Here is a 19,248-nt window from a genome sequence, read left to right on the forward strand (position 1 = left end):
CGCATGTATGCTGGCAAGATAGCCTCACCTGATTCGGTGATCGAAAACCGGACGTTCGACGAGATCGCGGTCGGCGAAAAGGCATCCCTCTCTCGCACCGTGACGCAGCAAGACATCGACCTCTTCGCAGTCGTTTCGGGCGATGTGAATCCGGCACATATGGACCCGGTCTATGCGAAGACCGACATTTTTCACCGGGTCATTGCGCATGGGATGTTGGGTGCCGGTCTGATTTCGAACGTGCTTGGAACGAAGCTCCCAGGCCCCGGCACGATCTATCTCGGCCAGGAATTACGATTTCTGCGTCCGGTAGACATCGGCGACACGATTACCGCGACGTTGACCGTAACCGAAAAGCATCCCGAGAAGGGCGATCTGGTGCTTGATTGCAATTGCAGCAACCAGAGCGGGGTGGAGGTCATCAGCGGCACGGCCCATGTGCGCGCGCCCAAAGAGAAGGTGCGGGTGTCGCGTGTCGAACTACCCGAGGTTCGGTTGACGCGTCATGCCCGGTTTAATGCGCTTCTCACTGAGACAGCGGGCCAAGAACCTCTGCCGACCGCTGTCGCCCATCCTTGCGATGCGAATGCGCTTGGTGCGGCAGTCGAAGCAGCAAACGCCGGGCTCATCGCGCCGATTCTCGTGGGACCGAGGGCAAAAATTCTCAAGGCGGCCGAAGACGCCAAGCTCGACATTTCATCCTTTCGGCTTGTCGATGCGCCGCACAGCGATGCCGCCGCCGCGGCAGCCGTTGCGCTCGTGCGCTCGGGCGAGGCGACGCTTTTGATGAAGGGATCGCTGCATACCGACGAATTTTTGCATGCCGTGCTCGCACCGGGTAGCGGTTTATGCACGGCGCGGCGCCTCAGCCATGTTTATTTGATGGACGTGCCAGGCTATCCGCGCCCGCTGCTGCTGACCGACGCTGCAGTGAACATCAGTCCGGACCTCGAACAGAAGCGTGACATCATACAAAACGCTATCGATCTTGCCCATGTGATGGGGATTGCAAGTCCCAAGGTGGCAATCCTGTCGGCCGTGGAGACCGTAAGTCCGCAACTTCGCTCGACGCTCGATGCGGCGGCGCTCTGCAAGATGGCGGATCGCGGCCAGATCACCGGCGGTTTTGTGGATGGGCCGCTTGCCTTCGACAACGCTGTCAGTCCTGCCGCGGCTGCGGAGAAGGGGATTGTCTCCAAAGTCGCAGGGCAGGCTGACATTCTGGTTGTCCCGGATCTTGAGGCGGGCAATATGCTGGCCAAACAGCTCACGTTTCTCGCCGGCGCCGACGCTGCCGGCGTGGTGCTTGGCGCGCGCGTGCCGATCATCCTCACGAGCCGCGCCGATGCCGAGCGCACCCGCATGGCATCCTGCGCTGTTGCAGTGCTGATCGCCAGGAGCCAAGCGGCCATACCGCAGAAAGCGATTGGAGTTTGAGCCGTGGCGGATGCTGTCTTGACCTTCAATGCCGGGTCATCGAGCATCAAATTCTCGCTCTTTGAACTTTCGAGCCCGGATCGCCTGAGCCTTGCTTTTAAAGGCGAAGTCGAAGGGATCGATTCGGCGCCGCATTTTTTTGTACATGGAGCCAAGGGCGATGTTCTGGCCGAGCGGCGTTGGACGGGCGCGCAGCCCGACTTTCAGGCGCTTCTTGAGACGGTGATCGGCTGGACAGAAAACTATCTCGAAAATGACCGACTTATCGCCGTCGGCCATCGCATAGTGCATGGCGGCCCGGACCATGACCGGCCCGAATTGGTGACGCCCGATCTCCTCGCCGCGCTCGATCGTCTGACGCCGCTGGCGCCGCTGCATGTGCCGCACAACCTCGCGCCCATCCGTGCCATTGCCGTTGTGAGGCCGAAACTCGCGCAAGTGGCGTGTTTCGATACCGCCTTTCATCACACGATGCCGATTGTCGCGACGCGCTTCGCGCTGCCGCGCGAATACGAGGCGGCGGGCGTGCGACGCTACGGCTTTCACGGTCTGTCGTATGAATATATTGCGCGTCAGTTACGCGCCGTCGCGCCCGAGATTGCGCAGGGCCGCGTCATCGCCGCGCATCTCGGCAACGGCGCGAGCGTTTGCGCTATGCGGGACGGACGCAGCATCGACACGAGCATGGGGTTCACCGCCCTGGATGGGCTCGTGATGGGAACGCGCTGTGGCAGCATAGACCCCGGCGTCGTCCTCTATCTCGAAGAAGAGCGCGGATTAAGCCCCAAAGAGGTCGAAGATATTCTCTATCGCCGATCCGGCCTTTTAGCTGTTTCGGGCGGGATTTCCTGCGACATGCGAACTCTTCTCGCCAGCGAAGATTTGCACGCAAAGGAAGCGGTCGATCTTTTCGTGTATCACATCGCGCGTGAAATCGGCGCGTTGACAAGCTCGCTCGGTGGTCTCGACGGTCTCGTGTTTACAGCGGGGATCGGCGAGCATGCGCCTGAGATTCGCGCCCGCGCCTGCGCATTGCTGAAATGGCTCGGGGTGGAGATCGATATGGAAGCGAACGATCGCAACACCGCGTTGATCAGCAGTCCCGGCAGCCGTGTCTCCGTCCATGTGATCCCGACCGACGAAGAGGCGATGATCGCGCAGCACGCGCTCGACACGATCGGCGTGCCCGCGTCCGTCGCGTGATTGGATCAGACATCAAGCTCAGAGGAATATGAAATGGAAAATGCAACCGTAGTACCGGCGGCCGCGCCGCTCGTTGATTTGCGTGGAAAGCGTGGCCTCGTCATCGGCATCGCCAATGAGCATAGTATCGCGGCAGGTTGCGCCGAGGCGTTTTCGAAGGCTGGCGCTCGTTTAGCCGCGACATATTTGAACGCCAAGGCAGAACCTTTCGTTCGTGCGGTGACGGATAAACTCGGCTGCGAACTTGTTCTGCCATGCGATGTGCGGGAGCCTGGGCAGCTCGAGGATGTGTTCGCGCAGGTCAAGGCCAAGTGGGGCGGGCTCGATTTTCTCCTGCATTCGATTGCTTTCGCGCCGCGCGAGGATCTGCAGGGGCGTGTCACGGATTGCTCGCTTGAGGGTTTCGACATCGCGATGAACATCTCATGCTATTCGTTCATTCGGATGGCGCATCTGGCCGAACCTTTGATGCAGGGCGGCGGTTGCCTCCTTGCCGTTACCTTCTACGGCTCGGAGCGCGTCGTCGAGAATTACAATTTGATGGGGCCGGTGAAGGCGGCGCTTGAAAGCAGCATGCGTTATGTCGCGGCCGAACTTGGGCCGAAGGGCATTCGCGCGCACACCATTTCGCCGGGCCCCATTCGCACACGCGCGGCGAGCGGAATCGACCGGTTCGACGATTTGCTGGCCTCTGCGGCCGCGCGCGCGCCGGAGCATCAACTGGTCGATATCGCGGATGTCGGAAATCTCGCTGCCTTCCTTGTCAGCGATGCTGCGCGTCGGATCACGGGCACGATCATTCCGGTCGATGGCGGACAGCATCTCGCCGCTTGAGTGCGAGTGGCGGCGCGGAGCTTTAGATCGTTGCTGCCATCCAGGTAATGAGATTCCCAACGGCTTCACTAAAGGCCTTGCTGAAGGCTGCTACGAGGGCTGGCGTATCGCTTCCATTTGCCGGCGCTGTCGCATGAAACAGCCGCATGCCGATGACATGGCCGTCGGCGGCGACAATTTTGGCGGCGAATGCAACGTCCGCGACCGGCGAAACGCCGCCCGTCATCGCGAAATTCCGAAGATCGATCTGAAGTTGGTTGCCCGTCGCGGGGCCGTCCGCTGCTTCTGCCAATATTGCGTTCAGCCCAGCGTTTTCCAGGCTCTGCACAATCTTCGCTTGAACAAGTTTCGGCAATGAATCGCTCCATTGCGCGTCGCCGATTTGGGATATTTGGCCGTCGCTCGAAAGCGAAAGCATCCGCTGCGTATCGAGAGCGACAACAGTCGTCGGCTCGACAATTGCGAGTTGGCCGTGGAGCTTGCTGGAAGCGGGAAGGCTCACCGTCAGATCGTAAACCGGCTTTGGTTTTTCGGCGGGGCCGCCGCCTGCCATGCGCTCGAGCCCGGCCATGATCCCGTCGACGCGATTGGAGTTGCGCGCCAACGCGCCCGAAAATGCTTTCAAATTATCGATCGTTTCCTTCAGCGACTGCTTGTTGTCGGCGAGGATTTCGTCGACCTGGCGCAAGGTGCCGCGCGCGGTCTGGGTCAGATCCTCACCTGCTGACGGGTCCGCCACAAGTGTCGGCGGTGATCCTTGCGAACCTGTCAAAACGGGAGAAGCTGATGTGCCGCCCTTGAGGGAAATGAGGGGTGAGCCCATCAAGCCCTGAAAATCGACGCTGACTTTTGTGTCCGAGCGAAGCGGCGTGCCTCTTTCGATCGCAATCGTCGCATCGACCTCTCCCGGATTATCGCGGTTGAGCGCTAGACTCGTAACCTCGCCGACACGAATGCCGTTGTACTGAACTGCCGCGCCAATCTGCAATCCGGAGACGGCGCCGAGAAATCGAATCTGATAGACATCGCGCTTGCCAAGCCCGCTTGTGTTGTTCAGCCAGTAGACGAACGCAAAACCCGCGGCGATGGCGACGAGCGCGAACAGCCCGACCAGAATGTAACGCGCTCTCGTTTCCATTTGCGTGGCCTTATTGTTTGGACAGGCTGGCGACGCGCTCGATGGCGCGCTTACCTTGAAAATAAGATTTTACCCACGGATGCTCGCACGCAAGCATGACCGGCATCGATCCTTCCGCGACGACCTTTCCGTCCGCGATCGCCGCGATGCGATCGCAGACAGCGTGGAGACTGTCGAGATCGTGCGTAACCATGAAGACCGTCAGCCCCAACGTTTGCTGCAACGTCCGGATCAGGCTGTCGAAATCACCTGCTGAGATTGGGTCGAGCCCAGAGGTCGGCTCGTCGAGAAAGACGATTTCGGGATCGAGAGCGAGCGCCCGCGCTAGAGCGACGCGTTTGGTCATCCCGCCGGAGAGTTCGGCCGGATATTTTTCCGCGTCCTCAGCGCTCAGACCGACCATGCCGAGTTTCGCTTTCGCGACTTCCTCGCGCAGCTTCTCCGAAATGTGCAGATGTTCGCGCATCGGAAATTCAACGTTTTGGCGCGCCGTCAGCGAAGAAAACAAGGCGCCTTGCTGAAACAGAATGCCCCAGCGGCGCTCGATCTCGCGAACAGCATCCGCAGAATCCGTGTCGCGGTCGACGCCTAAAATCTTGATATTCCCCCGGCGTTGATGGATGAGCCCGATGATCGTTCGCATCAGGACTGTTTTGCCGCCGCCGGACGCGCCGACGACGCCAAGGATTTCGCCGCGCCGAACGTCGAGCGACAGATTGTCGAGAACGACTTGATCGCCAAATCCGACTGTAAGGTTCTTGACCTCGATCACGACAGGACCGTTCGCGGCTTCCATCCATTACATTCCTATCGAGGCGAAGAAGATGGCAAAGAATCCGTCGAGAACGATCACGAGAAAAATAGATTTAACGACGGAGGAGGTCGTCTGGAAGCCGAGCGACTCGGCGCTGCCCTTCACCTTCAATCCTTCGACGCAGGACACGATGCCGATCACCAGCGCCATGAAAGGTGCTTTGATCATGCCGACTTCAAAATGCGTAATTGAAATCGCGTCCTTCAAGCGTGCAATGAATATTGCGGGGCTCATGCCGGCATAAAGCCACGCCACGATTCCGCCTCCGAAGAGGGCGGCCAGCGACCCGAGGAAGGTCAAAATCGGTAGGGCACAGATGAGCGCCGCCACACGCGGCAGGATCAGCACTTCTGCCGGATCGAGCCCCATCGTGCGTAAGGCATCGATCTCCTCACGCATCTTCATGGAGCCGAGCTCCGCCGTATATGAGCTGCCGGAGCGCCCCGCGACCATAATGGCGACGATGAGGACGCCGATTTCACGCAGGACCAGAATGCCGACGAGATCGACGGCATAGCTTTCGGCACCGAATTTTCGAAAATTGAATATGCCTTGCTGCGCGATGATGCCGCCGATGAGGAAGGTGATCAGAAGAATGATCGGCACCGCGCGCAGCCCGACGCGATCGAGCTGGCTTACAAAGGACGTGAGGCGCAAGCGGCGCGGGTCGGCGCAGACGCGAAAAAGCGCGTCACCAACCGCGCCGAGCATGGCCGTAAACGTAACCATGTAGCGGCCCGAATCGATGATGGCGCGGCCCATCGTTTCCAAATAGACGAATCGGGCCACCTTTTTGGGAATTGGCCTGGAAATCTCATGCTCCGCCCGATCGACCTCAGCGACCAATCCGCGAAAACGCTCCGGCAGCCCGCTCGCCTGCGCCTCTTTTCCGCTATCCCGCCAGCTTTGCATCAATTGCGCGAGCAAACAGGCGCCGAATGTATCGATCTCCGCGATGTTGTGCAGATCGAGCGATATGCCGCTGGCGGTGGCCGGAGTCGCGATCGCATCAATCAGCGGCTCCAGCGTGGCGGCCTGTCCGGCGGTCCAAGATCCCTCGGCAACGACGTTCAATCGATCGCCCTGCATTGTCGTTTGTAAGGACATTCTCAAAGAACCTGCGTTCACGCATTGGAAGCGGTGCGATCCGATCGCTTGATTTTATCATGTCTTTTAAAGCTTGCGCGCGGGGCATGGACCGGATGAGCCAACTTTGGATACCAATAATTAGGTAAAATGAGGCATCGATCTACTCAACCGTACATTGATTTGGCGCAATCTCAGGTTTGACCGCAATTCTAGGTCCTTTGACCCGCCACCGGGCGAAACGCATGAGCGTGATCGTCAAGAATAGGCGGCCGACGAAGGCGACAAAGAGAAACTTGTGGTCAGACCAGGGAAAATCCCGCGCCGCAAAAGAGACCCGACAGGCCAAGATTTTTTGACTTCGAGGGGCGCCGCCGGCCCCGAGTCTGGCTGAAGGCAACGCTTTGTAAAGAGAGGCGCGCAAATGTCCAAGGAGACATTGAAGGCCCACTAAATTGGCTACTCGCCCGCTCCAAAGCGTCCGGCCGCCCGCGCTCCCGCTACTTTACAGGGGGCGATGGATATTCGCGAGCGCCATTCTTTGCATCATTTGCATATCCGGGCTGGTCGGCTTTGCGATCTATGACTCATATCGCTCAACTGAAAGCCTCGCGATTCAGAGTTCGGAAACCCTAGAAGCACTTATTGATGAGGATATTTCGCGCGAGATAGACGCCCTTAATCTCTCGCTGCAGGCGGTGGTCGACGGCTTTCATAATCCGAAGATCATGGCTCTGGAGCCGTCTCTACGGCAGGAGACGTTGTTTGACAGGTCCGCCACCGCGCAAGGGCTTGGCTCGATACTCGTTCTCGATGAGGACGGCGCCGTCGTCCTTGACTCCCGCAGGACGCCGCCACCGAAGATAAATCTCGCCGATCGAGATTATTTTCAGGTCCATAAAAACGCTTCCAATGTGGGGCTTTACGTCAGCCGTCCGTTTCACAGCCGGCTTGCGTCCGGCGTCTGGATGATCGCGATAAGCCGCCGCCTATCGAAGCCAGATGGGGCCTTCGCCGGCGTTGTCGCTGGCTCAATTCAACTCTCTTATTTCGACCGGCTTCTGGCGAATGCGAGGTGGGCGCAGAATGCCTCGATCATGCTGACGAATGAATACGGGGTGCTTATAGCCCGCTATCCACCGCTGCCATCGTTCGTCGGGCACGCGTTGCCGTCGCTCAAGAACCTTCATGTGGGCTCGAGCTACGACCTTGGAACATTTAGAGCGCGCGGTTTGGACGGCATGGAACGAATCTATTCGTCTTATAAAATAGGCGGCTTGCCGCTAGTCATAACAGCGGGTGTTTCCGCGCGAGACCTTTTCGCAGATTGGGAAATTCACAGTCTTATTATCTGCCTCAGCCTCGCCGCGCTCTCGACTGTCATCCTCATTCTGGCGGCGCGCACTTATCAAGAACTCCAGCAGCGCACGCGCTTCGAAGCAGAGCTCGCGGCTTTGGCGACGACCGATAAGCTCACAGGTATCCCCAATCGCCGCCAATTCGATGAGCGTTTTAGCACTGAATGGTCTCGTGCAGTCAGGGACTCGTCCGCCCTTAGCGTCCTTCTCATCGATGTCGATGCGTTTAAGTCCTACAATGATTGTTTTGGCCATCAGGCAGGCGATATCGCGCTTTCGGGGGTCGCAAAGTGCCTCCAGTCAAAAAAGATGAGGGTGCCGGATTTTATCGCACGTTACGGCGGCGAGGAGTTCGCGGCGTTGCTGCCTGATACGGACGAACTCGGCGCGCTCTATGTCGCCGAACAGATGCGTTTGATGATTGAGACTCTCGATATTGCTGCTACGTCGCGTGCGGCGTCAAAAGTAACAATCAGCATAGGTGCGGCCACCGCGCGTCCGCGGGAGGGTGGCGAGCCAATGCGGCTCTTCCATGAAGCTGATCGGGCCCTCTATGCCGCCAAAGCCTCCGGCCGAAACCGGGTTTGCGCCGCGGGGATGAGTGCCAATCCTCTAAAGCTGTCGGCCTAAGGCCCCGCACGATATTGCTCGTCGCTGACCTGTTCCATCCAGGTAACGACCTCGCCGTTGAGTGCCTCTTGAATAGCGATATGGGTCATTGCGCTCTTTTGCGTTGCGCCATGCCAATGCTTTTCGCCCGGTGCAAACCAGACCACGTCACCGGGTCGAAGTTCCTCAACGGGGCCGCCAACGCATTGCGCCCATCCGAGACCTGACGTGATAATCAAGGTTTGGCCAAGTGGGTGTGTGTGCCAGGCCGTGCGCGCCCCCGGTTCGAATGTCACGTTTGCAGCGCGGACGGTGGCAGGTGGCGTCGCCTGAACAAGCGGCTCAACATTTACGCTACCGCTGAAATAATCGGCCGAACCCTTTGTAATAGATCGCGATCCAGTTCGCGTGATCTGCATGATTTTCTCTCTTCAACCTGCAAGCAACAAGCAATAGCGGGTGCAAACTTCAACGGCCCTTCCAGACGCGCCAACCAAGGATTTCAGCCTCGATCACCTCCCCGGTGTCCTGATTGTGCCATTCGTTTCCCACACGGCGGCACGGAAACGGAAGCGTGTAAGTGCCATTGTGGTCCTGGCACAGCAATTCCAAAGCTATGCCGGGCTCCGGTTCTTTATCTGTCGTAAATTCAGCGATCCGCACGGCGCGCGTTACCAAAATTCATTTTCCTCAGGGATGGAGCGAACTTCACGGCGATATCAAAAATGTCCTTTGAGCGTCCGCGACCAAAAGGTTGTGACGTTAGTTTGATACTAACACAAAGTGTCTATATACCGATCTTTCAATAGGAGGATCGAGAATGGTGAAGAAGGTGGCAACGAAGAAAATCGCGGCGAAGAAGGCCGTCGCAAAGAAGACTGTGGCGAAGAAGGCGGCACGTCGCGTCATCAAGCCGTGGACGAAAGAGGATGTCCGGAGCCTCAAGGCTCATTCCAAGGCACGGACGCCAGTTGCAAAAATCTCCAAGGAGATGAAACGCACGGTCGGCGCGCTTCGCCGTCGGGCTGGCATCCTTGGGATTGGCTTGGGCCAATACCACTAGCGTCGTTAACCGCCCTTTCGTGAGATCAGAAGCTGGCTTGGGCGCTATCTTGGCAGAGGTTGTTCAATGCTCGTCATGAAGCATTTCGACCTCGCTCAGCTGATCGATCTCTCGATAGGGGTTTTCGTCGCCTTTGTACTCGCCACAGCGATCGGTGCCGAGCGCCAATGGCGGCAGCGAAGTGCAGGGCTGCGGACGAATGTGCTGGTTGCCGTTGGCGCTGCGGCCTTCGTCTCTTTGGGCATGCGTATCAACGGGCAGGCGGGCGCGGCACAGGTCACGGCCTATGTCGTGTCCGGGATCGGTTTTCTCGGCGCCGGCGTCATCTTGAAGGATGGCACGCGAATCCAGGGATTGAACACCGCGGCGACGCTCTGGTGTTCGGCCGCGGTCGGCGCCTTATCGGGTCTGGGATATGCGGCGGAGGCGACGGTTCTCACTGTCGCCGTTCTCGCTGGCAACACGCTCCTGCGTCCTCTCGTGAACGCCATCAATCGGGCCCCGGTGGATGAGCTGAGTTCGGAGGCGGTCTATGAGATTCATGTCGTCACCGGACCTGACACAGTCGGCGAAGTGCGCGATCTCCTGACGGAGGCGCTTGAAAAAGCGAGTTATCCGATCCGGCAGATCGAGGTCGAAGATCGTTCGCCTGATGCGACGGAAATTATTGCGACGCTCGTCAGCACGGCGGTCGATCCGCTTGAACTCGATGCCGTCGCGAATGAGTTGGAGACATCGCCGCTCGTCTCATTCGCCAGTTGGTCGTCGAGCGCGAACGAGTAAGCCTCACATCGACTAGGTCGATGCGCTGTCGTTGCGGTTTTCACCGGGGTGCGTCAGCCCTGCTGGAGCGGCAAATCTTTGGTGAGCCACGCGGCGACGTCCGCCGCTTCTTGATCCGGGAAAATATAGCTGAGCCAGCCCAATCCCGGATCGCGGATGGAGAGCATACGACCCTCTTGGTAGCGAACTTCCGGCGTTTGCCAGGCCGGGTCGATGACCGGCTCGATCGCAGCTTCGTCAAGGTCGGACGCGACGGGCTGAACAAGTTGCGCCCGGTTTTTGCCAAGTTCACGGATGAGGGTGTCGGTGTCGGCTGCGGACAGCGTCACGCTGCCTGTGGGGGCGCCATTTAGCCAAGCTTCGAAGACGATGTTGAGCTTGGCAACGTCGACGTGGACTTTAATCTGCGTGTTGTTCGTCATTGTGAATATGGCCGCCTGTGACTCGATGATTGACCATATCGCATGGGCGATTCGGCTGATAGTGCCGAAGGCGGGATGTGCTCGTGCTGCCAGGCCAGAGCCGGGCTTCGGATAAGAGCCACGCCAGTCATACGAAGAATCAAATATTATGTTGTATTTGAGCTTGTTATTGCTTTTTGTTGCAGCGCCGTGAGAACTTGACGCGGTGAGCCGAGGAGACGGCCCTCACCAAAATTTCAGATGACGCCCAGCTTGCCAGATGGGCGCGGTTCATCTGCATTGTGATAGTGCACCTTATAGTCATGCAATCGGGGACGTGAGGATGCGCAGCCGCATCTATTTCTTCTGGGCCATCGTCGCGTCATCGCTCGCGTTCGTGCAGCTCATGGCGGCAAACTTGCCGACGAAGGAAGATGCCCGGCTGCAGCCGATCTTCCAGTCGAACCGCGTATGGAATGCGGTTACGACAACGCATGATGGGCGCGCCTTCGTCGGCTTCCCCGGCGCGGACGGTCCTGGCACGGAGGTCGAGGAGCTAAGCCCGGACGGGCAAGGCAAACCTTATCCCGATGCCGCTTGGAACAATTGGCAGCCGGGGCAAGATCCCGCAAACGTCTTTGTCCACGTCAACGCGCTCCGGATCGGGCCGGACGGCGCGCTTTGGATCGTCGATGCTGGCGCGCCCGGCTTCGGCAAACCTGGCGTTCCAGGCGCCGCACGCATCTTCCGTTTCACGCTCAACGATAACAAACCTGCGCGGGTCTATTCGCTCGCGGCTGCCGTCACCCCGCAAAGCTATATCGACGACATCCGCTTCAATGGCCGCATGGCCTATCTCACCGATGCCGGCGCGCCGGCGTTGATCGTGCTCGATCTCGAAAGCGGCGAAGCGCGGCGTGTGCTCGACGGCGATTCTTCGGTGACCGACAAGCGGCCGATGTACGCCGATGGCAAACTGATCCGCACCGCGGATGGCAAGCCGCTGCATATCCAGGCCGACCAGATCGAAGTCTCGCCCGACGGCCAATATCTCTATTTCCAGCCTGCGTCCGGGCCGCTGGCGCGGGTCGATACGCGCTATCTTGACGATCCGCACTTTTCGGCAAAGGACCTCGCTTCGCACGTTGAGAAAAACTGGGTCGATACGCCGACGACCGGCGGTACGGCGATCGACGCCAATGGCACGATCTATCTCAGCGACGTGAATAAGCGGCGTATTCTGACGATCAGCCCCGACGGGAAGGTTTCAACCCTGATCTCCGACCCGCGGCTTATCTGGGTCGACGCCATGTGGATCGACCGCGATGGCTACCTATGGATTCCCGCGACGCAGTTGAATCTGACGCCCGGGCTCAATGCCGGGCGCCAGAAGGTCCATTATCCCGTCTTTATCTACAAGATGAAGATCGACGCTGGACCGCCGCCGAGAGACCATTCCTGAAATCTCCCGGCTGAACTCAGAGCCTGTGCATCAGGCCGCCGAACGTATTCGCGACGAAGGCGAACGGCTTCAGGAGCGTATGCGTCGAGGGCAAGCTTGGCAGCAGGGCCGCGAGACCCGTGGGTTTCTTCAAATCCTGATGAGCGGCGCCAGCGTGTGTGCGGGACGATCCGATAGACGCCATCCGTGCGTGCGGCGGGGGCAAAGTCGCGCCAGCCTTGGACCGGAAGGTGCAGTTGAGATCGTTGGGGCAGGCGCTGGGATCGACGGCCGCCATCTTGAGCGAGGGGGCCGGCAACGGAGCGGCAGCGGCACTATCGAAGCCAGTCGTGTAAGAGGCCGAGGTCAGCGCATGGCTCGCGCCAACATCCGCGCCGCTCGTGCCGGGGCTTTCGAGATGGCCGGCCCAGGTTGAATTCGGCGTCGATGCATGAGCGGGCGCGACTGCGGGCGTGCCCAAAACCTGCCAGAGGTTTGGCTGCGGCAAAATCGGCGCAAAGCTTAAAACCATGCCTGCCAAAGCAAGACTGCCCGAGATGAGAACGCCACGCTGCGTCACGCCCGGTCCAAAAAACGAGAAGATTTTCGAAGTTTCGGCCATCAAAGTCTCGCCAGATTTCTGCGACGCGAGAATGGAACGCAAATATTGCGTCAAGACCTAGGCAAGACCGATGCCGAAAAAGGGCAGCAAGAAATTCTGCCCCGGCTGTTGCAGGAATCCCTCAGCCTAAGCTGGCTTGAATTCGGAAACGCCCCCATGCGCGGCCGACCAGGCCGCCGGTTCGTGCAGGAATTTTTCAACTTCGCTGAGGACCGACGGCGGTAAAGAGCCGTCGCGGTGCGCCGCTTCGAGCACGTCCCACCAGGTTACGAGGTAATGCAGATTGACGCCGATCTCCTGCATCAGCGAGCGGGCCTGCGGAAAAATATCGTAGAAAAAATAAACGAAGGCATGGTCGCAGCGCTGCCCGGCGTTCCGCAAGGCCTCGCAGAAATTGACCTTGCTGCGCCCGTCAGTTGCGAGATCCTCGACGAGCAAAGCCCGGCCGTTGTCGATCAGATTGCCCTCGATCTGCGCTTGCCGCCCGAAGCCTTTCGGCTTCTTGCGTACGTATTGCATAGGCAGCATCAGCTGGTCGGCCAGCCACGCAGCAAAGGGGATGCCCGCCGTCTCGCCACCGGCGATGATGTCGAGGCTTTCGCAGCCGATCTCGGCGATAATGGTGTGGGCGGCAAATTCCGTCAGGGTCTGTCGCAGACGGGGGTAGGCGATGATTTTGCGCATGTCCGTATAGACGGGGCTCGCCCAGCCCGACGTGAAAATGAAGGGCCTTTCGGTATTGACCGAAATGGCCGCCACTTCGAGGAGGAGGCGCGCGGTCTGGCGGGCCATATTTTGCTTTTCCGGCGAAACCAGCGACATGCTTGAGACCATTCCAAAGAGGGAAAATCGTCGTCGCTTTTGCAGGGCGGAGCGTCAACCCCGAAATGGCGATTTCCAGCGGATATCGCCGCGCGAAGGGCATGGTCGGGAAACTGGAAGACGCCGGGCGGCCGACCGAATTTGACAAAACTTGCGGCAGATCATGATGATTCTAAAGTGTTTCAGTCGAAAATCATTCGTGATCGGCTATCCTCAATCGGCGTCGTTCTATGGCTTGCCCGCCGGGCGGCAAGCGGCCATAGGAATGCAGTGCGGTTCGCCGCGAACGGGTAAATTTGCATGACCAACGCCTCCTTGCCGGCATGGATGCCACTCTCGGTCCTCACCTGGATCGTCGTGATGGTGGTCTTCCACGGCATCGGTTATGGGTTCGAATATTGCGACCGTGTCGGGCTTTTCAAAAGCGCCAAGGTGCGCCAGGCCGATAAGCTCACCTATCAGCAGCTTTTGCCGCGGGCGTTGTTCAATCAGGTTTTCGTGCTGCTGCCGGCGATGGTGCTGGTGCAATGGCTCGGATGGGCCTTTGTCGGGCCCGCGCATCTCAGCGTCTGGCGCTTCCTCGGGATGCTGGTCGGCATGGCGATCGGCCACGACGTCGTCCAATATGTCACGCACCGCTATGTGCTGCACAATCCGCGGTTGTTGCGGCCATTAGGCCATTCCGTCCATCACATGACGGGGGCGAGCAAGGCGATCAGCGCGCTCTACATGGCGCCGGCGGACTTTTTCCTTGAGATCGTGCTGCCCTATCTTTTGCCGCTGGTCGTCCTCGGTGGCGGCGGCAGCGATATTTTATTTCATCTGCTCGTCGCCGGTCTTGGGGCTTTTGGGGGGCTTTACGAACATTCGGGCTACGATTTTGCCGCGCCGTTGCGGCAAACGCGCTTCTTCAAATCGGTCCCTTGGTTCGGTGCGATTCTGGAGACGCTCGTCTCGAGCCACGCGCACGGCCAGCATCATACGCGCGGCGTTGTCAGCTTCAGCGACGGCTTCGGCAGTCCCGGCATTTGCGACACGGTTTTCGCGACGCGCTGGGACAAGGTCGAGGAACGGCCGCGCGTCCGCAACGCCCGGCCAAAACGCGCTCAATAAAACGCGCTCAGTAAGGCGCGACGACCGCATAAGGCGGCACGTTGTAGCGCGGTTCCGTCTGCGGGATGTAATAGACCCTGACTGCTACGGGGTGAGACGCACCCGGCACATAGGAATAGGCGCGCGAATACGCGATCATCGGCCAGCCATAGGGCACACGGGTGACGTCGTTCGGGTACGCGTGCCAGGGGCGCCAATAGGTATGATATTGGCCATAATAATCGCGGCTCAGCGCCGCCGCGGGGCTTGCCCACGCGCTCACGGCGGCGAAGGCGAGGACGAGTTTCTTCAGCATCAAAGCCACCTCACATGATCTCGGCGCGATTCATGCGCGCGCCGAGACCCGACGGCAAGCCGCTGTTTGAATTGTGGTTTGCGTCTTTGGTTAAGGCGCGATTTCGAATAGAGCCTCGACTTCGACCGCGCTGTCGAGCGGCAATTCGGCGACGCCGACGGTCGAGCGCGCGTGACGCCCCGCATCACCGAGAACCTCGACAATAAGATCCGACGCGCCATTCATGATCGGCGGAATTTGCGAATAGCCCGGCGCAACATTGATGAAGCCGCCAAGTCGGACGCAGCGTCGGATGCGGTCGAGATCGCCCAAGGCCGCTTTGGCCTGGGCCAGAATGTTGATTGCGCAGCGCCGTGCAGCCGCGCGGCCTGCCTCCGCCGACACGCCGGCGCCGATTTTACCCGTATGGCCGGGGTCGAGTTTGCCGTCAGGGCCGAAGGCGAGCTGGCCGGAAACGATGAGCCAGGAACCGGAAATGACGCAAGGCACGTAATTGGCGATAGGCGCCGCCGCGGCCGGCAGGTCGATGTTCAAATGTTTCAAACGGTCTTCGATAGCGCCCACACCAAAACTCCAATTTGTGCTTGGACTTAAAGTCGTCCGCGGGTGGCGGACGGGCGGCTTTTACCATTTTTATTGCCAGCCGCGCGGCCTCATTCTAACAGTTTAATGGCGGGCGGCGCGCAAGGAGCGTTGATTCATGGTCAAATACCCTTTCGAGGCTGCGGGCCTGCGGGCGGCGCGGCGGGTAGGGCTTTTGGCAGCTATTTCTGCTTTTGGTCTGGCGTTTTCGCCCGCGGATGCGGCGAGTGATCCAGGTGGCCTTTTGCAGGCGACGCCGGCGTCTCTGCAGGGCGTTGTCGACGCCATTCCGCTCGCTTCACATCGCGCCGTTTATGACCTCACTTTGCTCAAGGCGGTGGGCACCAAAAGCCCAACGGGCGCGCGCGGCCGTATCGCCTTCGATTTTTCGGGTTCGGCGTGCGATGGCTATGTGCAGAATTTTCGTCAGTTGACGGAGCTGCAGCCGGCGGAAGGGCCGACTCGGATTTCCGATATGCATTCGGCGACGTTCGAGGATGGCGGTGGCAAGAACTTTTCGTTCAAGATGGAAACCAATGTCGACGATGCGCAATCCGATCAGGTGGATGGCCGCGCCGAGCGGATGAAGCGCGGCGTCGTGGGTGTCGATCTCGTCAAGCCGAAGCCTGAGCAGATCGCGCTCGGACGCGATGTTCTCTTCCCAACAGAGCACATAAAATACATTCTGGCGGCGGCGAAAGCCGGCGAAAATGCGCTCGAAGTCAAAGTCTACGACGGCTCTGACAGCGGCGATAAAATCTACGACACGACGACGTTCATTGGACACGCGATCGACACGCCCGCGCCCGATGCCGCGGCGCAAATTCCGCTGCTCCAACATATGCGCCGTTGGCCGGTATCGATCAGCTATTTCGACGACGGCCGGAAGGACGAGGCGCCGAACTACACACTCGCGTTCGACCTTTACGAGAACGGCATTTCACGCGCGCTGCGGCTTGATTACGGCGATTTTGTTCTCGCCGGGCAGATGGTTAGCCTGAAACTGTTGCCCACGCCGCCCTGCACAAAATAGCGCGAAGAACCTGTTCCGCCTATGGTCTGTGCCTATCCCTTTGGCACGCCCAAATTTTGCGCTCCAGAGGACGGTGACTTACGTCATATGCGCTCTTGTTTCTGCGATCCAATTTTCATTTCGTAAATTTCTATCTGGTAATAGTTACGTTCATGCTTGGGTCTCACGGCAGGAACGTCCGCGCCCTTGGAGGCTATAGGTTCCCAACAAATGCAAAAGAGCGTTCTGATCGTCGAAGATAATGAGCTTAACATGAAGCTTTTCAACGACCTCTTGGAAGCACACGGCTACCGGACGGTCCAAACGAGAAGCGGTGTGGAAGCAGTCGAACTCGCCCGAACGCATCGTCCCGATTTAATTCTCATGGATATCCAGTTGCCGGAAGTCTCCGGGCTGCAAGTGACTCAGTGGATTAAAGACGACGAAAATCTGCGCCACATTCCGGTGATTGCTATTACGGCTTTCGCGATGAAGGGGGATGAAGAAAAGATTCGTCAGGGCGGCTGCGAGGCTTACCTGTCGAAGCCGATTTCGGTGGTGAAATTCCTCGAAACGGTGCGCAGTTACATCGCCGAATAATCCGGCGGGGGAACGTTTCTGATGACGGCCAAGATTCTCGTTGTCGATGATATTTTGCCGAACGTGAGGCTTCTCGAAGCGCGGCTTACGGCGGAATATTTCGATGTGACGACGGCGATGAATGGCGCCGAGGCGCTCGCGGTTTGCGCGCAGGATGATTGCGACCTCATTCTTCTCGACGTGATGATGCCGGGCATGGACGGATTTGAAGTCTGCCGACGGCTCAAAAAAAATCCGGCGACGACGCATCTGCCAATCGTCATGGTAACGGCGCTCGATCAGCCAAGCGACCGGGTTAAGGGCCTCGAGGCCGGTGCAGATGATTTTTTGACAAAACCGATTGATGAAATCGCGCTCATCGCGCGCGTACGTTCGCTCACCCGGTTAAAGGTGGTGCTCGACGATCTGCGTAATCGCGCTTCGACCGCCGTAGCTTTGGGTATGCCTGACCCCTTCACTGCAGCCCTGGCGGAAGACGGCCTCGGTGGCCGCATTCTGCTTGTTGACGACCGTCCCGCGTCAGCAGCGCAACTCGCCTTTATGTTGCGCGACAAATATATCGTCGAAATCGAGCCCAATCCGAATGACGTCGCGGCGAAAGTTGCCAGCGGCGCGTATGACCTGTTGATCGTCAGTCTCGGGCTTCAGGGCTTCGACGCTCTACGCCTGTGCGGCCAACTCCGTTCGCAGGAGCGCACGCGCCAATTGCCGATCTTGTGTCTGGCCGAGATGGAAGACCGCACGCGCGTGCTTCGCGCGCTCGATCTCGGCGTCAACGATTTCCTCATGCGGCCCGTTGACGGCAACGAGTTGATCGCGCGCGTGCGCAGCAATCTGCGGCGCAAGCGCTATGCCGACAAGCTGCGCGACAACGTGCAAGCTTCGCTCGAACTCGCGGTGGTCGATCCGCTGACCGGGCTCAACAACCGCCGGTATTTCGAGATGCATCTTTCGATTCTCGTAAAGCAGGCGGTTGATTGCGACCGGCCTCTCTCCATGATGATCCTTGATATCGATCATTTCAAAGGCATCAACGACACCTACGGACACGCGACGGGCGATCAGATCCTGAAGGGCTTCGCGAAGCGCGTCCGCAAGGTGATCCGCATTCCTGACGTCATCTGCCGTATTGGCGGCGAGGAATTCGTCGTCGTTATGCCGGATACGAATATGGAGGTTGCCGCGCGCATCGCCGAGCGCGTCCGCGCCGAGATCGAGCAGGAGCGTTTCGTCGTGCCCCATAGCGGCGCGGCAGTTGGCATCACGGTTTCGATCGGCTTGGCTGAGCGGGGTGACGATGACCTTCCGGACGGCCTTTTCAGCCGCGCGGACCGGGCGCTCTATCGCTCCAAATCCAACGGCCGCAACCGCGTTTCGGCGGACGCCGCCTGAATCGTTTTGGCAAGCCCGCGGCCAAAAAGATTAGATATTTAGGTAAATAAACGGAGGCGGGACGTCTCTACAATTAAGCAGTTTTCTTTTCGCGAGCCGCACGCTAACTTAAACACCTCGGTGACGGCTCCGCTGCGTTACGCGAATGACGCCTCGGTCGCGAATACTAAATATTTCAACAGAATACCCTACGGAGTGCTCAGGTCCGCCGCATCTCCTGGGTCCGTGGGGTCGGCCGGCGCGCAGATGGTTAGGAGTGGCCTCCTCGAGATACCATTTGCCGCCGGCCACCATTCTTCCTGTCGAAGGACAAGGGTGGTGGTGAGTCGCACGCCTCATAAATTAAATTAAGAAAATAGATTATCTTATTGAGCGGACTGCTAAATCGCGTCCGCTCCGAATCACTTGATCTTGGTTTCTTTGAACTCGACGTGCTTGCGCGCGACCGGGTCGTATTTCTTGAACGACAGCTTTTCGGTCTTCGTGCGGGCGTTCTTCTTGGTCACGTAAAAATAGCCCGTGTCTGCCGAGGACTGGAGCTTAATCTTGATCATTGCGGCCTTGGCCATCTGCGGCTTCCTTCAAACCTGAGCGCGTCGCGTGGCGAAAAGCGCCGACGCGTTAAATGCTGACGATGCGCGAA

At 59.0% G+C, this 19,248-nt stretch carries 22 protein-coding genes; 11 read left to right on the forward strand and 11 right to left on the reverse strand.

The genetic code is table 11. From position 1 onward, the window contains the following. The first annotated feature begins 3 nt into the window (after positions 1 to 3). From WDN02_RS13370 to fabI, 3 genes are read left to right on the forward strand one after another with little or no spacing between them, the layout of a single operon-like run. On the forward strand, positions 4 to 1,437 hold the full coding sequence (locus tag WDN02_RS13370; protein ID WP_337293967.1) for a bifunctional enoyl-CoA hydratase/phosphate acetyltransferase: 1,434 nt from the start codon (positions 4 to 6) through the stop codon (positions 1,435 to 1,437). 3 nt (positions 1,438 to 1,440) lie between these two features. Beyond that, positions 1,441 to 2,640, forward strand: coding sequence for an acetate/propionate family kinase (locus tag WDN02_RS13375; protein WP_337293968.1), 1,200 nt, complete (start codon positions 1,441 to 1,443; stop codon positions 2,638 to 2,640). A 33-nt stretch (positions 2,641 to 2,673) separates the two neighbouring features. Then, positions 2,674 to 3,474: an enoyl-ACP reductase FabI gene (gene fabI, locus WDN02_RS13380; protein WP_337293969.1), complete on the forward strand. Its 801-nt coding sequence runs from the start codon at positions 2,674 to 2,676 to the stop codon at positions 3,472 to 3,474. A 22-nt stretch (positions 3,475 to 3,496) separates the two neighbouring features. Here the strand turns inward: fabI and WDN02_RS13385 are convergent, their stop codons facing one another. From WDN02_RS13385 to WDN02_RS13395, 3 genes are read right to left on the reverse strand one after another with little or no spacing between them, the layout of a single operon-like run. Then, positions 3,497 to 4,612, reverse strand: a complete 1,116-nt coding sequence (locus WDN02_RS13385) for an ABC-type transport auxiliary lipoprotein family protein (RefSeq protein WP_337293970.1) — start codon at positions 4,610 to 4,612, stop codon at positions 3,497 to 3,499. Between the two features lie 10 nt (positions 4,613 to 4,622). Then, a complete protein-coding gene (locus WDN02_RS13390) occupies positions 4,623 to 5,408 on the reverse strand; it encodes an ABC transporter ATP-binding protein (RefSeq protein WP_337293971.1) in 786 nt (261 codons plus the stop codon). A gap of 3 nt (positions 5,409 to 5,411) precedes the next feature. Then, the gene (locus WDN02_RS13395; protein WP_337293972.1) at positions 5,412 to 6,533 is read right to left on the reverse strand and encodes an ABC transporter permease; all 1,122 of its coding nucleotides are present in this window, start codon (positions 6,531 to 6,533) and stop codon (positions 5,412 to 5,414) included. 434 nt (positions 6,534 to 6,967) lie between these two features. Between WDN02_RS13395 and WDN02_RS13400 the strand changes: the two genes are divergently transcribed. Further along, positions 6,968 to 8,500, forward strand: coding sequence for a sensor domain-containing diguanylate cyclase (locus tag WDN02_RS13400; RefSeq protein WP_337293973.1), 1,533 nt, complete (start codon positions 6,968 to 6,970; stop codon positions 8,498 to 8,500). Here WDN02_RS13400 and WDN02_RS13405 read toward each other — a convergent pair. Together WDN02_RS13405 and WDN02_RS13410 are read right to left on the reverse strand one after the other, a co-directional pair. Beyond that, positions 8,497 to 8,898 carry a cupin domain-containing protein gene (locus WDN02_RS13405; protein ID WP_337293974.1) on the reverse strand — a complete coding sequence of 134 codons (402 nt, stop codon included), beginning with the start codon at positions 8,896 to 8,898 and terminating at the stop codon, positions 8,497 to 8,499. The two genes, WDN02_RS13400 and WDN02_RS13405, sit on opposite strands and share 4 nt — an antisense overlap. 49 nt (positions 8,899 to 8,947) lie before the next feature. Then, a complete protein-coding gene (locus WDN02_RS13410) occupies positions 8,948 to 9,157 on the reverse strand; it encodes a hypothetical protein (protein WP_337293975.1) in 210 nt (69 codons plus the stop codon). A 142-nt stretch (positions 9,158 to 9,299) separates the two neighbouring features. On the opposite strand from WDN02_RS13410, the gene WDN02_RS13415 reads away from it, so the two are divergent. Both WDN02_RS13415 and WDN02_RS13420 read left to right on the forward strand, forming a co-directional pair. Then, entirely contained in the window at positions 9,300 to 9,542 is a 243-nt protein-coding gene (locus WDN02_RS13415; protein WP_337293976.1) for a hypothetical protein, read from the forward strand. 66 nt (positions 9,543 to 9,608) lie between these two features. After that, positions 9,609 to 10,325 (forward strand): MgtC/SapB family protein, encoded by a 717-nt coding sequence (locus tag WDN02_RS13420; protein ID WP_337293977.1) that lies wholly within the window; start codon positions 9,609 to 9,611, stop codon positions 10,323 to 10,325. A 53-nt stretch (positions 10,326 to 10,378) separates the two neighbouring features. Here the strand turns inward: WDN02_RS13420 and WDN02_RS13425 are convergent, their stop codons facing one another. Continuing rightward, on the reverse strand, positions 10,379 to 10,747 hold the full coding sequence (locus WDN02_RS13425; RefSeq protein ID WP_337293978.1) for a hypothetical protein: 369 nt from the start codon (positions 10,745 to 10,747) through the stop codon (positions 10,379 to 10,381). Between the two features lie 322 nt (positions 10,748 to 11,069). Here WDN02_RS13425 and WDN02_RS13430 point away from each other — a divergent pair, with 322 nt between their 5' ends. Continuing rightward, positions 11,070 to 12,188 (forward strand): L-dopachrome tautomerase-related protein, encoded by a 1,119-nt coding sequence (locus WDN02_RS13430; protein ID WP_337293979.1) that lies wholly within the window; start codon positions 11,070 to 11,072, stop codon positions 12,186 to 12,188. Between the two features lie 16 nt (positions 12,189 to 12,204). Here the strand turns inward: WDN02_RS13430 and WDN02_RS13435 are convergent, their stop codons facing one another. Together WDN02_RS13435 and WDN02_RS13440 are read right to left on the reverse strand one after the other, a co-directional pair. Beyond that, on the reverse strand, positions 12,205 to 12,789 hold the full coding sequence (locus WDN02_RS13435; protein ID WP_337293980.1) for a hypothetical protein: 585 nt from the start codon (positions 12,787 to 12,789) through the stop codon (positions 12,205 to 12,207). 126 nt (positions 12,790 to 12,915) lie between these two features. Beyond that, entirely contained in the window at positions 12,916 to 13,611 is a 696-nt protein-coding gene (locus WDN02_RS13440; RefSeq protein ID WP_337293981.1) for an orotate phosphoribosyltransferase, read from the reverse strand. Between the two features lie 300 nt (positions 13,612 to 13,911). On the opposite strand from WDN02_RS13440, the gene WDN02_RS13445 reads away from it, so the two are divergent. Then, entirely contained in the window at positions 13,912 to 14,724 is an 813-nt protein-coding gene (locus tag WDN02_RS13445) for a sterol desaturase family protein (protein ID WP_337293982.1), read from the forward strand. A 7-nt stretch (positions 14,725 to 14,731) separates the two neighbouring features. Here WDN02_RS13445 and WDN02_RS13450 read toward each other — a convergent pair whose 3' ends face one another. Both WDN02_RS13450 and WDN02_RS13455 read right to left on the reverse strand, forming a co-directional pair. Then, positions 14,732 to 15,019 carry a hypothetical protein gene (locus WDN02_RS13450; protein WP_337293983.1) on the reverse strand — a complete coding sequence of 96 codons (288 nt, stop codon included), beginning with the start codon at positions 15,017 to 15,019 and terminating at the stop codon, positions 14,732 to 14,734. Between the two features lie 90 nt (positions 15,020 to 15,109). After that, complete coding sequence (locus tag WDN02_RS13455; RefSeq protein WP_337293984.1) at positions 15,110 to 15,583, reverse strand: RidA family protein; 474 nt, start codon at positions 15,581 to 15,583, stop codon at positions 15,110 to 15,112. 136 nt (positions 15,584 to 15,719) lie between these two features. On the opposite strand from WDN02_RS13455, the gene WDN02_RS13460 reads away from it, so the two are divergent. The 3 genes from WDN02_RS13460 to WDN02_RS13470 all read left to right on the forward strand — a co-directional run bounded on the left by WDN02_RS13460 (position 15,720) and on the right by WDN02_RS13470 (position 18,605). Then, positions 15,720 to 16,634 carry a cell envelope integrity EipB family protein gene (locus WDN02_RS13460; RefSeq protein ID WP_337293985.1) on the forward strand — a complete coding sequence of 305 codons (915 nt, stop codon included), beginning with the start codon at positions 15,720 to 15,722 and terminating at the stop codon, positions 16,632 to 16,634. 210 nt (positions 16,635 to 16,844) lie between these two features. Then, positions 16,845 to 17,213 carry a response regulator gene (locus WDN02_RS13465; protein ID WP_337293986.1) on the forward strand — a complete coding sequence of 123 codons (369 nt, stop codon included), beginning with the start codon at positions 16,845 to 16,847 and terminating at the stop codon, positions 17,211 to 17,213. A 21-nt stretch (positions 17,214 to 17,234) separates the two neighbouring features. After that, complete coding sequence (locus tag WDN02_RS13470; RefSeq protein WP_337293987.1) at positions 17,235 to 18,605, forward strand: PleD family two-component system response regulator; 1,371 nt, start codon at positions 17,235 to 17,237, stop codon at positions 18,603 to 18,605. A gap of 401 nt (positions 18,606 to 19,006) precedes the next feature. Here WDN02_RS13470 and rpmG read toward each other — a convergent pair whose 3' ends face one another. After that, positions 19,007 to 19,174: a 50S ribosomal protein L33 gene (gene rpmG, locus WDN02_RS13475; RefSeq protein WP_115836423.1), complete on the reverse strand. Its 168-nt coding sequence runs from the start codon at positions 19,172 to 19,174 to the stop codon at positions 19,007 to 19,009. Between the last annotated feature and the right edge of the window lie 74 nt (positions 19,175 to 19,248).

Origin of the sequence: Methylovirgula sp. (assembly GCF_037200945.1) — a bacterium.
Lineage (GTDB): Bacteria > Pseudomonadota > Alphaproteobacteria > Rhizobiales > Beijerinckiaceae > Methylovirgula.